Origin of the sequence: Paenibacillus sp. FSL H7-0357 (assembly GCF_000758525.1) — a bacterium.
Lineage (GTDB): Bacteria > Bacillota > Bacilli > Paenibacillales > Paenibacillaceae > Paenibacillus_AQ.
The window spans coordinates 166,314-181,756 of sequence record NZ_CP009241.1 but is presented as its reverse complement, the minus strand read 5'-3'; the positions used below and the strand labels follow the sequence as shown (position 1 = coordinate 181,756).

General features: G+C 49.6%; 16 protein-coding genes and 1 tRNA gene. 2 read left to right on the top strand and 15 right to left on the bottom strand.

Annotated elements, in window-relative coordinates; translation table 11 throughout:
* Positions 1 to 2 precede the first annotated feature (2 nt).
* The 4 genes from tpiA to H70357_RS00895 form a co-directional block, all read right to left on the bottom strand.
* A complete protein-coding gene (gene tpiA / locus H70357_RS00910) occupies positions 3 to 758 on the bottom strand; it encodes a triose-phosphate isomerase (RefSeq protein WP_038584683.1) in 756 nt (251 codons plus the stop codon).
* Positions 759 to 791: 33 nt separating this feature from the next.
* Positions 792 to 1,973: a phosphoglycerate kinase gene (locus H70357_RS00905; RefSeq protein WP_038584680.1), complete on the bottom strand. Its 1,182-nt coding sequence runs from the start codon at positions 1,971 to 1,973 to the stop codon at positions 792 to 794.
* A 110-nt stretch (positions 1,974 to 2,083) separates the two neighbouring features.
* On the bottom strand, positions 2,084 to 3,094 hold the full coding sequence (gene gap / locus H70357_RS00900; protein WP_038584677.1) for a type I glyceraldehyde-3-phosphate dehydrogenase: 1,011 nt from the start codon (positions 3,092 to 3,094) through the stop codon (positions 2,084 to 2,086).
* A 116-nt stretch (positions 3,095 to 3,210) separates the two neighbouring features.
* Positions 3,211 to 4,263 (bottom strand): sugar-binding transcriptional regulator, encoded by a 1,053-nt coding sequence (locus tag H70357_RS00895; RefSeq protein WP_038584674.1) that lies wholly within the window; start codon positions 4,261 to 4,263, stop codon positions 3,211 to 3,213.
* A gap of 332 nt (positions 4,264 to 4,595) precedes the next feature.
* On the opposite strand from H70357_RS00895, the gene H70357_RS00890 reads away from it, so the two are divergent.
* Positions 4,596 to 4,670 (top strand) — tRNA-Arg (locus tag H70357_RS00890).
* 192 nt (positions 4,671 to 4,862) lie between these two features.
* Complete coding sequence (clpP, locus tag H70357_RS00885; protein WP_038584671.1) at positions 4,863 to 5,459, top strand: ATP-dependent Clp endopeptidase proteolytic subunit ClpP; 597 nt, start codon at positions 4,863 to 4,865, stop codon at positions 5,457 to 5,459.
* 100 nt (positions 5,460 to 5,559) lie between these two features.
* Here clpP and H70357_RS00880 read toward each other — a convergent pair whose 3' ends face one another.
* The 11 genes from H70357_RS00880 to H70357_RS00830 all read right to left on the bottom strand — a co-directional run bounded on the left by H70357_RS00880 (position 5,560) and on the right by H70357_RS00830 (position 15,291).
* Positions 5,560 to 6,198: a GDSL-type esterase/lipase family protein gene (locus tag H70357_RS00880; protein ID WP_038584668.1), complete on the bottom strand. Its 639-nt coding sequence runs from the start codon at positions 6,196 to 6,198 to the stop codon at positions 5,560 to 5,562.
* Positions 6,199 to 6,319: 121 nt separating this feature from the next.
* The gene (locus H70357_RS00875; protein WP_052091738.1) at positions 6,320 to 7,420 is read right to left on the bottom strand and encodes a PdaC/SigV domain-containing protein; all 1,101 of its coding nucleotides are present in this window, start codon (positions 7,418 to 7,420) and stop codon (positions 6,320 to 6,322) included.
* A gap of 236 nt (positions 7,421 to 7,656) precedes the next feature.
* On the bottom strand, positions 7,657 to 8,415 hold the full coding sequence (locus tag H70357_RS00870) for an SIMPL domain-containing protein (protein ID WP_038584665.1): 759 nt from the start codon (positions 8,413 to 8,415) through the stop codon (positions 7,657 to 7,659).
* Between the two features lie 126 nt (positions 8,416 to 8,541).
* Positions 8,542 to 9,066 (bottom strand): GNAT family N-acetyltransferase, encoded by a 525-nt coding sequence (locus H70357_RS00865; protein WP_038584663.1) that lies wholly within the window; start codon positions 9,064 to 9,066, stop codon positions 8,542 to 8,544.
* 147 nt (positions 9,067 to 9,213) lie between these two features.
* A complete protein-coding gene (locus H70357_RS00860) occupies positions 9,214 to 9,483 on the bottom strand; it encodes an HPr family phosphocarrier protein (RefSeq protein WP_019914358.1) in 270 nt (89 codons plus the stop codon).
* A gap of 97 nt (positions 9,484 to 9,580) precedes the next feature.
* Positions 9,581 to 10,510, bottom strand: coding sequence for a DNA-binding protein WhiA (gene whiA, locus H70357_RS00855; protein ID WP_038584659.1), 930 nt, complete (start codon positions 10,508 to 10,510; stop codon positions 9,581 to 9,583).
* 42 nt (positions 10,511 to 10,552) lie between these two features.
* The gene (locus H70357_RS00850) at positions 10,553 to 11,488 is read right to left on the bottom strand and encodes a gluconeogenesis factor YvcK family protein (RefSeq protein ID WP_179091833.1); all 936 of its coding nucleotides are present in this window, start codon (positions 11,486 to 11,488) and stop codon (positions 10,553 to 10,555) included.
* Between the two features lie 57 nt (positions 11,489 to 11,545).
* Positions 11,546 to 12,445, bottom strand: coding sequence for an RNase adapter RapZ (gene rapZ, locus H70357_RS00845; RefSeq protein ID WP_038584653.1), 900 nt, complete (start codon positions 12,443 to 12,445; stop codon positions 11,546 to 11,548).
* A 46-nt stretch (positions 12,446 to 12,491) separates the two neighbouring features.
* Complete coding sequence (locus H70357_RS00840; protein WP_038584650.1) at positions 12,492 to 13,442, bottom strand: ROK family glucokinase; 951 nt, start codon at positions 13,440 to 13,442, stop codon at positions 12,492 to 12,494.
* Positions 13,443 to 13,761: 319 nt separating this feature from the next.
* On the bottom strand, positions 13,762 to 15,021 hold the full coding sequence (locus H70357_RS00835) for a DUF438 domain-containing protein (RefSeq protein WP_038584648.1): 1,260 nt from the start codon (positions 15,019 to 15,021) through the stop codon (positions 13,762 to 13,764).
* Positions 15,022 to 15,063: 42 nt separating this feature from the next.
* Positions 15,064 to 15,291, bottom strand: a complete 228-nt coding sequence (locus H70357_RS00830; protein WP_038584645.1) for a DUF1858 domain-containing protein — start codon at positions 15,289 to 15,291, stop codon at positions 15,064 to 15,066.
* Between the last annotated feature and the right edge of the window lie 152 nt (positions 15,292 to 15,443).

The window sequence follows — 15,443 nt, the reverse complement described above, 5'->3', positions numbered from 1 at the left end:
TCTTACTTCGCCCCCTCAACGAGTGAAACAAAGGAAGCTGGCTGCAGGCTGGCACCGCCGACAAGAGCGCCGTCGATGTCGCTTTGACTCATGTACTCCGTTACATTCTCAGGCTTCACACTGCCGCCGTATTGAATACGCACAGCTTCAGCAGTTGCTTCATCATACAGACCTTTTACAAGGGTACGGATATAAGCAATAACTTCGTTGGCATCCTGGGAAGTGGAGGATTTGCCTGTGCCAATCGCCCAGATAGGCTCATAGGCGATAACGACCTGAGCAGCCTGTTCGGCACTGAGACCGGCAAATGCAGCTTCGGTTTGAACTTTGCACACATCTTTTGTTTGATTAGCTTCGCGCTCTTCAAGCTTTTCGCCTACACAAACAATTGGAGTGATGCCGTGACGGAATGCCGCATGCATCTTTTTGTTCACGATTTCGTCCGTTTCGCCAAAATAAGCGCGACGTTCGGAGTGCCCGATGATAACATACTCTACGCCAAGGTCCTTCAGCATTACACCGCTGATTTCGCCTGTATAAGCGCCGTTATCTTCGAAGTGCAGGTTTTGTGCACCGATCTTGATGCTTGTGCCTTTAACTGCTGCTACCAGTGCTGGCAGGTTAGTAAATGGAGCGCAAACAACAGTCTCTACGCCTGCTACTTCTGCTTGGCCTTTGACTCCAGCGATGAAGCCTTCTGCTTCCGGAACGGTTTTGAACATCTTCCAGTTCCCGGCGATAATAGGTGTTCTACTCATAGTAATGGATTGCCTCCTTCTACCTTCTACGTCTTACTTGTCGTTCAGTGCTTCTACGCCAGGAAGTGCCTTGCCTTCCATGAACTCGAGTGATGCGCCGCCGCCAGTGGAGATATGATCCATTTGGTCAGCCAGGTGGAATTTCTCTGCTGCAGCTGCGGAGTCACCGCCACCGATTACAGTGTAACCTTCGGTTGTTGCACAAGCCTGTGCTACAGCCTTTGTACCTTCAGCAAAGATGTCGATTTCGAACACACCCATAGGTCCGTTCCATACAACCAGCTTGGAGTTTTTGATGATATCGGCATAAATTTCACGAGTTTTAGGACCGATGTCCAGACCTTCCCAATCCGCAGGAATGTCAGTTGTATCAACAATTTTGGTATTGGCATCTGCGCCGAACTTATCGGCTACAACTACGTCAACCGGAAGCACGAAATTTTTGCCCAGTGCTTTAGCCTTCTCGATAAATCCAAGAGCGACATCAAGTTTGTCGTTGTCTACCAAGGAATTTCCGATTTCGAAGCCTTGAGCTTTAGTGAATGTATAGGAAAGGCCGCCGCCGATCAGTACATTGTCAGCCAAAGTCAGCAGGTTGTCGATAACGTCGATCTTGTCTTTAACCTTGGAACCGCCGATGATGGCAGTGAAAGGACGCTCAGGGTTCGAAAGAGCTTTGCCCAGAACAGACAATTCTTTCTCCATCAGAAGACCGGATACAGCCGGCAGGAAGTGAGCGATGCCTTCAGTCGATGCATGTGCACGGTGAGCTGCGCCGAATGCGTCGTTGACGAACAGGTCAGCCAGTTCCGCGAACTGCTTAGCCAGTTCAGGATCGTTCTTTTCTTCACCCGGATAGAAACGGACATTCTCAAGCACAAGCACATCACCGTTGTTCAGTTCAGCAATTTGTGCTTTAACAGCATCGCCGATCGCTTCATCAGCTTTGGCAACTGGTTTGCCGAGCAGCTCGGACAGACGTACAGCAGCACCGGTAAGGCGCATGGAATCAACGAATTGACCCTTAGGACGGCCCATATGGCTGGCCAGAATGACCTTTGCACCGTTCTCGATCAGGTATTTAATCGTTGGAAGTGTTTCGCGGATACGTGTATCATCAGTGATTTTACCGTCTTCCACTGGCACATTGAAATCGACGCGTACGAATACGCGTTTGCCTGCTACTTCTACATCACGGACGCTCTTTTTGTTCATGATTAGTTTCCTCCACACCCATATTGGTTCACTCACGAATCCATTTAGAAAGAGCGGAAACAAGGAACTTCTGTTTCCGCTCTATAGATGCTGCTTATATAAAAACGATCTTATTGAGCAAGTTTAGCGAAGTGTTCCAAAGTGCGAACGAGTTGTGCAGTGTAGGACATTTCATTGTCGTACCAAGCAACAGTTTTAACCAGTTGTTTGTCGCCAACAGTCAGGACTTTAGTTTGTGTTGCATCGAACAGGGAACCGAAAGTCATGCCTTTGATGTCGGAAGATACGATTTCATCTTCAGTGTAGCCGTAAGTTTCTGGATCGGAAGCTTCTTTCATTGCTGCGTTCAGCTCTTCAACAGTAACGCTCTTGTTAAGAACAGTAACCAGCTCAGTCAGGGAACCTGTAGCTACAGGCACACGTTGAGCAGCTCCGTCAAGTTTGCCTTTCAGATCTGGAATAACCAGGCCGATGGCTTTAGCAGCACCGGTAGTGTTAGGGATGATGTTCTCAGCCGCAGCACGGGCGCGTCTGAAGTCGCCTTTAGCGTGTGGAGCATCAAGAGTGTTCTGGTCACCAGTGTAAGCGTGGATAGTTGTCATCAAGCCTTCAACGATACCGAACTTGTCGTTCAGCACTTTTGCCATTGGAGCCAGGCAGTTAGTTGTGCAAGATGCGCCGGAGATAACTGTTTCAGTACCATCCAGAATGTCATGGTTAACGTTGTAAACGACAGTTTTCATGTCGCCTGTAGCTGGAGCGGAAATAACAACTTTCTTAGCTCCGCCTTTCAAGTGTTTCTCAGCTGCTTCTTTAGTTGTGAAGAAACCTGTGCATTCCAGCACGATGTCAACACCGAGGTCGCCCCAAGGAAGTTCTTCAGGGTTACGGTTAGCCAGAACCTTAACTTCTTTGCCATTTACTTTGAAGAATCCGTCGTGAACTTCAACTTCACCCTGGAATTTACCTTGAGTTGTATCATATTTAAGCAAATGAGCAAGCATCTTAGCATCAGTCAAGTCATTGATTGCTACCACTTCGATACCTTCTACATTTTGAATACGGCGGAATGCAAGGCGTCCAATACGTCCAAAACCGTTAATACCAACTTTTACACTCATTGAATAGTTCCTCCTAGATTTCGTTTTATTTATTCAAGACAGGCTGTTAAGCTTGTCAAGACAACAATGTTAAGTATAATGCAAAATAACTGCGAATGCTCTCCAGAAACTGGATGCTATAGGACCTGCTGTATTTGTGCGTCGATTTCTTTGCCGATTTCGACAGCCGCTGCCTCGTCTATGACGAGTATATCCTCTTGCCCAAACCGCAGCATCGCATGAATGGCCTTCGCCTTGCGTTTGCCTCCGGCGATTCCGATGACAACTTCCGTCCGGATAATATCCTCCAGTCGCAGTCCCATCGTCAGCATGGTATGGACAACCTGGCCGTCTTCATTGAAATAGTAGCCGAACGATTCGGCAACCGCGCCTTCTTCCTGTATTTCCGAGACCGTAGTCTCATCAAGCTTACGGCGGTGGGTCATTTCAATGGCATCGCCAATTCCATGAACAATAATACGCGATCTACGGATGATTTGCACGATTTCTCCAATATTGGAGTCCAGCGCCAGTGATTGATAAGCATCTCCGCTGAGCAGATCAGGTACATGCAGCAGCCGGTAATTGGCTCCAAGCCGTTTGGCCATCGTCGAAGCAATGGTATTGGCCTGAATCTCCATACTTTCCCCAAGTCCTCCGCGCGCCGGAACAATCCAGGCGTTCTTATAGGAATGGGATAACGGCGGTGTCAGCTGATCGGCCATTTCGGCCAGTGTCGAGCCGCCGGTGACGGCAATCGTATCGCCTGCACGGAGCACACCCAGCAACGCTTTGGCGCCTGCCCGGCCCAGCTCACGTTTGGTAAACAACGATGTCTCACAATCGCCAGGCACTACTATGACTTTACTAAGACCGTACGTTGAGCGAATCTTCTCTTCCAGATCATCCAGGCCGAACAAGCTCTTGGCGATCGGCTCCAGCAGGTCAAGCAGTCTGCGCCCGGCATCGCTGATGCGCATGCCGACACTCTCGATCTCAATGAGCCCTTGCGATTTCAGAAGATCCGTCTCGGCGCGCAGTACCCGCTCAGTCATATCAAGCGAAGCGGCGAGCGTCCTGCGTCCGATAATATCGGACAGCATGATCTGATGTAGAATCGTGTACCGTCTCTTAAGGGTTTCCATGAGATCAGGCAGAAGCTGCTTTTGGATTTCTAATAAATTACGCATGCTTTCACTCCTGCAACTTCGTCTTTCTCTATTCCCTTGTTCGTGGTCTCAAAATGTCCCGGGTTAACTTTTTAAGTCCCACCCATATTCTACCCAAATATTACGCGGAGTGCAAGTCTTCCGAGAGTATAATTCTCAACCTCTTTTCATCTTATACATCTGCCAAGCCATGTAAGGGGCTGAAAGTCTTGTGCTGGCCGCACAAACGCCCAAACTGTATACTTGCAGCCGCACTGAAAATGAGGCCACAGACATCCGGGAAAAGATATTTTCCAAACAACAGGATGAATCCATTGCATTTGCATAATAAGTGTATTATAATAATTTCTGTTGCGCCCGTGGTCCAATGGATATGACGTAGGCCTCCGAAGCCTGAGATCCAAGTTCGATTCTTGGCGGGCGCGCCATTATTTTCTTATTTGTCTATAATTTAGCAACACCCATACTAATGATTAACCAAAGAGCCAGGTGATGGCTCTTTTTTTTACAACTAAGTTTGACTTTCTTTGACTTTTTGTTTGAATTTGTTTATCATGTGGTTAATACGGTAACAGTAAAAATGAACACATTCGAAGAACCAATTCAAGGAGGTTTTCCACGTGAGTTATATTCCTATGGTAGTAGAACAGAGCAACCGCGGTGAGCGCGCTTATGACATCTATTCCCGCCTGCTGAAGGACCGCATCATTTTCCTTGGAACGGAGGTTAATGACGTGGTAGCCAATTCCATCATCGCGCAAATGCTGTTTCTGGCTGCCGAGGATCCGGAGAAGGATATTCACCTGTATGTAAACAGCCCTGGTGGCTCCATTACAGCGGGTATGGCTATATTTGATACAATGCAGTACATCAAACCGGATGTATCGACGATTTGCGTAGGTATGGCCGCATCGATGGGAGCTTTCCTGCTGAACGCCGGTGCCAAAGGCAAACGTTTTGCACTTCCTAACAGCGAAATTATGATTCACCAGCCTCTGGGCGGTGCTCAAGGTCAGGCAACGGACATCGAAATCCGCGCCCGCCGCATCCTCAAGCTGCGCGACAAGCTGAACCGCATTCTGTCCGAGCGCACAGGACAGCCGCTGGAACGGATCGAAAAGGATACCGACCGCGACTATTTCATGAGTGCAGCTGATGCAGCTGAATATGGTATTGTCGATAAAGTTATCGAGAAGACGCTGCCTGCCGGCGTTTAATACAAGCAACAACAAAGAGGCTGGTTGGGACCACTAAGTGATCCCCGCCAGCCTCTTTTGCTGTTTTATAGTTCAGGTACATTATTCTATTGATGAAGAATTACCCCAGACGCCCATACCCCAACGTGTCCAGCTTCCCGGCGATAACACGGTAACCTCTTCCGTTAGGATGCAAATGATCTATTGACAGCAGCCCCCGCTCGTTGCCGGCAAATTCATTATATATAGAGGCGAACCTGCATACCGGGCTGCTATATCCCGCAGCATAGTGGTTAAACTGCCGCACCCAATCCGTCGCTTCCGTCAACTGGGGATAGGGGTTATACAGTCCTACTATTCTGATAATATAGGGTCTCCGCATACCCGCCTTCAACTGCGAAAGCGTGCCCATAATGTCATGCAAATTACGTTTGCATTCCCGGAGCGCTTTTTGCAGTACCGGAGCCAGATCGCCCGGCCGCCCGCCCGCCGCTTTGGCCGCCTTGATCAAATCGTTGCCGCCAATGGACATCGTAATCAATTCGGCCTCACTGATGGCAAGCCGATAGTTGTAATCCCTCTTCAGCCTCTGCTCCAATCCATCTGTGGTCAAACCGTTGACTCCCAAATTGGATAATTCGATCGGCACCCGCAGCCGCGCCTCGGCCATCCGGCGGTAGACCGGAACAAACCCATTGCCCGGCAGAGCTCCAAATCCTGTCGTTAACGAATCGCCAATCGCCGTATACTGAATACTCATCGTTACTTTCCCTCCCCGCTCCTAAGCTGGTTTCTCCTTTAGCTTATGAACGGTTAGGTGATCCGGTAACGGAGAAATGTCCGTATCCGGCATTGGCGGATTCGCAGTCAGGTCACTGTATTTACTTCAATGCGGCAAATGGACTGCTTCCGCCGGGGAGCAGCTCCTTGAACGTGAAAGTAAACTCAGGGAATCCGGCAGCATATGCAGTGTATTCATACAGCTGGAAGAAAAGGACCGCCTTGCCGTCTTTCAAATAGAAATCCTTCTCCGTATTCAGGCCCGTGAAGCCGCCAAGATACCCGCCATTTGCTTTCAGCAGCTTCGCCAGCTTTGCATTAAGCTCTTTTTTATAGTTGGGGTTGGCACCGAATAAATCTCCAAGCAATAGCTGCTTTCCGTCCTTGAGCGAGAAGGTAAAGGCATTGCGGTAGGTCATTCCATGAGCGCCGCCGGTATACCCATACTGGCTGGTCACAAGGCTGAGCACCCCGTCCTGATTGTACGTAACCACGTATCCTCCTTCGTATTCATAGGGGCGGTCATCTTTGGCTCTAATGGCAATTTCTTTCTCAGCCCCTTCCGCATACTTTAGGAACGTCTGCTTAAGGGTATTATTAATCGCTGCCTGCGCTTTGGCATTGTCCAAACCGCTGATTTGCGGGTAATCCAGCTTGATCGGTGCGTCCTTGTAGTCCTTGCTGTAAGTTTCAGTCGTTACCGTAATCGGATTTTGTGTTTTCTTTATCACATTTAACCGTCCGGAGGCAGCATTCCAATCCCCCTTATAGCCCAAATAATCGCTGAGCAGATCAAAGGGAACATACAGACGGTTATTTATAATCTTGCCGTCAAACTCTCCCAGGTAATAATTATTGACCGAGATGGAGGTGCCGTAATCGGAGACCATCAGCTTGGTTCGTGTAATTCCGTTCCCGATCGTATAAGTTTTCTCCGTTTTATCATACGTCAATGGCATACCCAGAGTATCACGCATAAAAGCAACCGGCACCCATACTTTCCCTGCGCTTACAATCCCGGTATGCTGTGAAATCGTTCCGTTTGTTTTTAATACAACAAGTGATGAATTGACCTTAGCCTGTGTCTTGGCCGCTGCGGCCTGGCTCGTCTCTGCAGGCAGAAGAGCTCCACCCAGCAGCAATCCTGCTGCCATTAATCCTGCGCCCCATTTACGGGCCTGTTCTTTAGACATATACTTCATACTTTTTTCCCCTTCCGCTGGTACGATGATTGACTCTTCCCATTATAGAATAAACAGCAACCGTGGTTGTTACAACGCTCCTTACAGTTTCTTAAAGTTTCCCTGCAAATATTACGAGTCTTATTACATTACTTTAAACAAATTGAGAGATTTCACACCTGCTTCTGTACTTCAAAAGCAAAAAGAGGCGTTGCCTCCGCAATCACAGCGGAAGCAACGCCTCACCCGTCGCTTTCTTATTTCAGCTCATACATTACACTAAGCTGGGTGGATACTTTAACTTCTCCCGCTTCAACCGAAGTGCCTGCAGCCATATCGGCCGATGCTTTGGTCATTTGGGCGCTCTCCATATAGACAACCGGGTTATTACCGTCATCGTTCTGGATAACCGTAACGACCTGGCCCAGACTGCGTTTGGCCACTTTGGCAATCGCGGCTGCCTTCACATCTGCATTGGCCATTGCTTTCTCAATAACCTGTGCTTCGAATGCAGAAGGATCCTCGATGGCAAACCGTGCACTTCCAATGTTGTTCGCTCCCGCTGTAGAAGCGGCATCCAGCAGTCCCCCGACCTTAGTCAGATCGCGGTAAGAGACTTGAAGCGTGTGCTGGGCGTTATAACCCTTAACCTGTTGACCGTCTTTTTCAGTGTAGGCGTAATTAGGCTGCACATAAAATTGGGTGCTCTGAATGTCCTTATCCGCAATACCCCAGGTTTTTTTCAGCAGGTTGGTTAGCTTGGTGATTTTGGCTCCATTCGACTTCTGTGCTTCTTCAGCTGTTGCAGCAGAGGTGCTGACGCCGATTGACAGATACACGATATCCGGCTTGATCGAAAGCTCGCCTTTACCTACAACACTAACGACATTTCTCTGCACGTCCTCAGCAGCGTAAGCCTTTTCAGGAGCCTGAAGCACTCCGCTTAACGCCGTACCCCCTACCAATAAACTTCCCGCCAGCAATACGGTACCGACTGTTTTGCCCCATTTCTTCATCCTTGCCATCCCCTTTCATTCTCCAAAAATTGTTGGTACCCTCTAGACGGAACTGCTTGGCAAAAGTTGCATATCCCCCAAGGCTTTTGAAGAAAAAATTTGCAGAGGTTACATTCCGCCTGCATTTCACGTCTCGATCCAGAACCTCCGGATCACGTTGCCGTCCTCTTCGATGTATGAACTATCCTCCACCCCGCCGTTTCTGCGGATCGTCCGTTCGGAAGCAATATTGCTGTCATCGCAAACGACAAGCGCTTTGGTAATCCCAAGCCCGCCCGCCTTCAGCAAGGCCTGTCTCAGAAGCTCAGTTGCCAATCCCTTGCGCCGCTCAGAGCGAAGTATCCCATATCCAATATGTCCCCCGCTCTGAAGCAGTTTTCCAGTCAGGCGATGCCTTATATTTACTGCACCCACCACTTTGGAATCGGCATTCACCAACCAGTATGTAGAACTAGGTACCCAGCCTTCTTTAAGAATTACGCCATCCGCGTTATCCTGCAAATACCGGACCATAGCCGCGAAGTCGGCGGGATCAATGCCAATTACCCAAGGGACGAATATCTCTCCACCTGCCAGCCATTCTTCGTAAAATGCCAAGTACTGCGACGCCAGCTCTACTGTCGGCTCTGCTAAAGTTACCTGATTGTGCATGCTCATTCTCCTTGTAATTTCATCAAATTCAAATTTCCTAATCAAGGTAATAAAAAAAGCCCGCAAAGGGGCTTTTTAAACTGGCTGTCTCCCGGAGAGGGAGAGCAGCAACGTTTCTGGTGTACGAATAAGTAAGAGATTGCAAAATTATTGGTTCTCAAGCTCTTCCTTGCTTACAAGACTAGTCAAAGCGGTTACAGCTTGATCCGCATCGGCGCCATCCGCGCTAATATAAATCTCCGTGCCGGAACTGATCGCCAGGCTCATAATGCCCATGATGCTTTTGGCGTTAACCTTTTTATCGTCTTTTTCCACGAAAATCTCCGACGAAAACTTGTTAGCTTCTTGCACGAACAATGCTGCCGGCCGAGCGTGGAGCCCCGTCTTCAACCGTACAACTACCGGGTGCTTTGTCATGAAACGCTTACCCCCTATTTGAGATCTGCCCAAAAATTTCACATTAATTTTATAATATTATATCATTATAACCTCATCCACACTAGAAAAAAAATAATCAGCTTCCCCGAACCTTATCAGCCAGCTCGTCAATTTTGCGCAAACGGTGGTTTACACCGGATTTACTGACCGTTCCCTTCAGCATCTCGCCCACTTCCTTGAGGTTGATGTCCGGGTGTGCCAAACGGATTTCAGCGACCTCGCGCAGCTTATCCGGCAGGCTTTCCAGCCCCACTTCACGCTGCAGCAGCTTGATGTTCTCAATTTGCCGCACCGCAGCGCCAATCGTTTTGTTCAAATTGGCCGTTTCACAGTTGACGATCCGGTTCACGGAGTTGCGCATATCGCGCATAATCCGCACATCCTCAAATTTAAACAACGCTTGATGCGCTCCAATCAGACTGAGAAACTCAATGATTTTCTCGCCTTCCTTGATATATAGGATAAAGCCTTTCTTGCGCTCTATGCAGCGGGCGTTCAGGTGAAATTCCCCAGCCAGATCCACCAGCGCTTTGCAGTGCTCCTCATACATGGAAGCGATTTCCAGATGGTAGGAAGAACCTTCCGGGTTGTTGACTGATCCCCCCGCCATAAATGCACCACGCAGATATGCGCGCTTACAGCAGTTCTTACCGACGATTTCCTTGTCGATCCCATCGGTAAAGATGAAACCTTCGGAAACAATCCGCAAATCCTTCAGGATCTCCTGAACACGGTTTGGGATTCTTACGATATAAACGTTATTCTTCTTCAAACGCATTTTTTTACGCACGAGCAGCTCGATATGGACCTGGTAATATTTCTTAAGCAAAGAATATACCCGCCTTGCAATCGCGGCGTTTTCCGTCGAAATGTCGAGAACTACCTTTTTGCTCGAAAGCTGCACCGAACCATTCATTCGGATCAGCGCTGACATTTCCGCTTTCTCGCAGCAAGGCTGGCTCTCCACCATCGTCAGCTCTTTTTTTGTAAGGGCCGCAAAAGACAAGGGGCTCACCTCTTTCATGTTCATCCAAAAATCAAACCAGAACTATCTGGATTTCCAGTCCTTCACTAACTGGTAAATATGGTGACTGAGTTTATTCGTGTCATGCCGGAGATAAGTCTTGAATAAGACCAGCTTATCCGCAATGACCTTATAACCGTTACCGTCCAGCACATCCCGGTCAAGCAGCACCGGGCGGGCGCCTTTTTCCGCATATTTGACCTGAACCTGCTCTGGAATCTCCCCGTCGTTGACAATAACGTAATCGAATAAGTGCAGGCCGACATGATCATATACCGCTTGAAGATGATCACTGACCGTGTAATTATCCGTTTCACCAGGCTGGGTCATCACATTGCAGACAAAGATCTTAATCGCTTCGGATTCCACAATGGCCTCCGCCAGCTTCGGCACCAGCAGGTTGGGAAGAATGCTGGTATACAGGCTTCCGGGGCCGCAGAGGATGGCATCTGCATTACGGATGGCTTCCAGCGCCTCCGGCAGCGGTTCCACATCAGCCGGCTCCAGAAAGACGCGTTTGATCCGTCCGCCGGCCTCCGGGATTTTGGACTCGCCGGTAATAATCGTGCCGTCCGACATCTCCGCATGCAGCACCACAGCGTGCCCAGCAGCCGGCAGCACCCTGCCGCGAACGGCGAACAACCGGCTAAGCTCACGGACAGCGGTGACAAAGTCACCGGAGATATCCGTAAGCGCTGCAAGAATAAGATTGCCAAGGCTGTGTCCGGCCAGTCCTTCTCCGCTGCTGAAGCGGTATTTCATAATCTCCGCCATCAGCGGCTCTACATCAGCCATAGCCGTGAGCACATTGCGAATATCGCCTGGCGGCGGCATTTGCAGCTCGCTCCGCAGAATACCGGAGCTGCCCCCGTCATCCGCCACAGTAACTATAGCCGTAATATCAAGCGGCTTTTCCTTCAAACCGCGAAGCATGACAGACAGACCGGTACCGCCGCCCATCACGACGATACGCGGACGCTGCCCTTGTTCTTCAGCCACTAATGATCCCTTCTCTCGTTAATGCCGATCACGCTCGGAATCCCGATGGCTAACCGCTACGGATTCCGTCTCGCTAACTCCAAGCATTTTGCCCAAATATTCCGCGATCGCTACCGAACGGTGTTTTCCGCCCGTGCAGCCGATGCCGATAATAATCTGGGATTTGCCCTCCTTGCGGTATTGCGGAATTAGGAAATGAAGCATATCCAGCAGCTTGGTCAGAAACGTCTGCGTTTCAGGCCATTTCATTACATAATCGTAGACATCGCTGTCTTGGCCAGTCTTGGGCCGCAGTTGATCCACATAGTGTGGGTTAGGCAAGAAGCGGACATCAAATACGAGGTCTGCATCGATCGGAATGCCATACTTGAATCCGAACGAGGTAATGTTAACGGAGAGTGTGCTTTTTCCAAGATGCGAAAACCGCGATACGATCTTCTCCTTCAGCTGCACCGGCTTCATGCTGCTGGTGTCCAGACACAGTGTGGCGGAATTCTTCAGCTCCTCCAGCATCTGGCGCTCCAGGCGGATGCCGTCAAGCGGCATCCCTTTGGGAGCCAGCGGATGATGCCGCCGGCTCTCCTTATAGCGCTGGACAAGCACAGAATCCGTTGCATCCAGAAACAGAATCTCGCAGCCGATGGTTGACTCGTCTTTGATGTAGGCCAGCGACTCCGACAAAGCCGTAAAAAACTCCCGCCCCCGCAGATCAATTACGAGCGCCACTTTGGCAATTTTCCCCTTCGACTGCTCAATCAGCTCGGCGAATTTCGGGATCAGCACCGGCGGCAGATTATCGACACAGAAGAACCCGAGGTCCTCCAGACTTTGTACAGCAATGGTCTTGCCTGCACCCGACATACCCGTAATAATGATCAGGGTGGCACCAGCCGACGGAGATTGCTCCAATTCGGTCATTAAAGCGTCCCCTCCCTAAAATTAGTATATGAATAATTCCAGCTTATTAAGAACGCAACAAAAGGCCGGCGGCCCCGATAATACCAGCGTCATTACCCAGCTCGGCAGGAACGATGGTAACGCCTTTCTGCAATGGCTCGGGAGTCAGCTTGGCGAATACACGACGGACCTCGTCAAACAGTATATCTCCTGCCTTGGAGACACCGCCGCCAATGATAAACACTTCAGGGTTAAGCACCGCAGCTACCGCCGCAATGGATTTGCCCAGATAGAACGCTGCACGGTTAACAATACGAATTGCAACTTCGTCGCCCGCTTTTGCCGCATCAAATACTTCCTTCGCCGCAATCTTCTCTACCAATGACAGAGAGGTGCGGTCCCCGCGTGCTACAGCATCATTGGCCATACGGATAATTCCCGTAGCAGAGGAAACGGTTTCCAAACAACCCATATTGCCGCAGCCGCACTGGATCGCTTCCAGGTCTGGCACTACAGAGATATGGCCCAGTTCACCGGCGAGACCGGCAAATCCCTGATACACCTTGCCGTTAATGATAATGCCGCCGCCAACACCCGTTCCCAGTGTGTAGCAGACGCAATTCTCAATGCCGCGTCCCGCACCGCTCCAGGCTTCGCCCAGTGCAGCCACATTCGCGTCATTGTCTATTTTCACAGGCTTGTTCAATCGGTTCTCCAGAATGGAGCGGATCGGCACATCTCTAAAACCTATGTTAGGCGCAAGGATGATGATTCCTTCACGAATGTTCGTAAACCCGGCAAGGCCCGCTCCTACACCGGCAAGCTGATCCCAAGAGTATGGAGAGTCCTCCACAATCTGGCGCACATATTTCTCGATGTTATCGATGACGGCATCGACGCCATCCGCAGTCCCTGTAGGACCTTCATAAGTGTGCAGCAAATTCCCCTCGGCATTGCAGATTCCAACCTTAATCGTGGTTCCACCTAAATCCACGCCAACGTAGATATTTTCAGACATGTAACAAGCCACCTTTTTCTATGCTAAAATAGTTAATCCTACGTACCCACTATAATAGAAGCTTTCTCTGCGGTCAAGGAAAGGCGGCACACCCGGCTAATTTGAAAGCTAAGCCATCCAGAGCACATGAATTTATTGGCCAGGCAAGACACATGGACAATGCACATGGCATAGTTAAGAAATGCAGAGCCGGGATTAATTAGAACTAAAACAGGTTTTTGCGGATTCAAAAAAGACTTCCCGGCCTTTAGGGGCGGGAAGTCAGGTAGATTTGCCGGGTTAACCGGCGAGGAACAAGTGTAGTAAATCAATCTTGTCATTATTCTGACAATATGCGTTTTTGCCCCTCCAGCGCACGAATCGGTGCGATATTCTGTGTGAACTCCAGCGTACCCATGTAGCGGCCCGCTTCATCGCGGACGGCGAAATAACGGATGTAGATAAATTTATCCTTAATCGCAATCCAGAAATCCTCAGCATCCTTGCGGCCTGCCTTAAAGTCTTCCAGTAATTTCTCGACCACATGAACGCTTTGCGGCGGATGGCAGTTCTGCACCGTGCGGCCTATAACCGCTTTGGTCCGGGCGAAAATCCGTTCCTTGCCATGTGAGAAATAGCGGACTACATCATTCTCATCAATGAACGTTATATCGACCGGCAGATGGTTCAGTACGGTCTCCAGTTGATGAAGCGATAGCAGGCCCGTCTCAAAACGGATAAAGCCCTGCGGACTTTCGCCTATAGCTTCACTCTGCACTGCAGCTCCTTCCGGTTCGTCAGCACGCTCAGGAATCCACTCCTGCTCCGGTGCAGTCAGGCAGAAGCCGATCTCATCGCTTTCTCTGGCTATCTTGACCCATTCATCTTCGGTCAGCTTGTCGAGCGCCATCGGCAGCAGAATATTTTCTTCCTTAAAGATCATCTCATTTACTTCCTGGATGATGTTCGTAAGCATAACTCCGATGTCCTCGGTTTGGCCGTTATACTGGCTGAGTGCAGCTTTAGCCTCTTTTATCATCGCGCGGATGCCGTCGTCCACACCCCACATGACCTTGGTCGGGCCATAAATTCCGTATTTTTCAAGATAAGGGAACAACAGGTTCTCTTTGCGGCTGTAATGCTTGTCGAGATCCAGCAGCAGGCTGAGATCCTCCAGCAGCTTGAAGATGATTTCTTCACTGGCATTCTTCAAAAATTTGCCGGCATGCAGCTCCAGGCGGAAGTTGACCAGACGTTCGATTTCGCGGTTCTCCAGCTTGAAGGTATGCACGGGATGACCAGGCTGCTCCTCCGGCTTCGAGGAACGGTGAATCTGCTCAATGGAGCCTTTGAAAATGGCCGTATGCACCGAACACAGTCGCTGGACCTCCGCTACAGGAATACCCTCCTCCGTCATCAGTGAATGCTCCATTGCGGAAATCTCCGCCACCGTAACATCGCCTACCGCTTCTGCGAAGCGTGCTTTGACCTCTTCCACACTTTTTCCAGCATGAAGTTCCTTTATGATTTCTTTGAGCATTGCCTGCCGGCGTGTCTGCTCAGGCACATCTACTTCGCGGTTGTTAATCAGTTCACTCATTGGGATTCCGCTCCTTTTATCATATCGTCTTGCAGATAATCTCTATTCAAGAATCTCGAAGCCATGGCGCTGAAACGTCAGCTTTACGGCGTCCGGATTCATTTTCTTCAGTTTGATTCCTTTGGACAAGGTCATGAAACGGCCTGCGGTCTGCAGCATTCCCGGCTTGGCAATATCCTGGAAACCCAGCTCTGTCATAATGTCCACAACCTCGGGATGCCGGCTCACCAGCTCGAATATGGATTCATCCATCTTCAGCACTTTGTTCATATGCATCTTCTCCCTACTGAGAATCCTTCTCAACAACAGCTTAGCATAGCCGATAGGGGGCAATAGTGATTGCAATCACTAAGTGAAAAAAAGTTCAATCCGAAAGTCCGCACATCTCTGAAGATAAAAGAAAAAGCCGGCTGGTCCCTGAT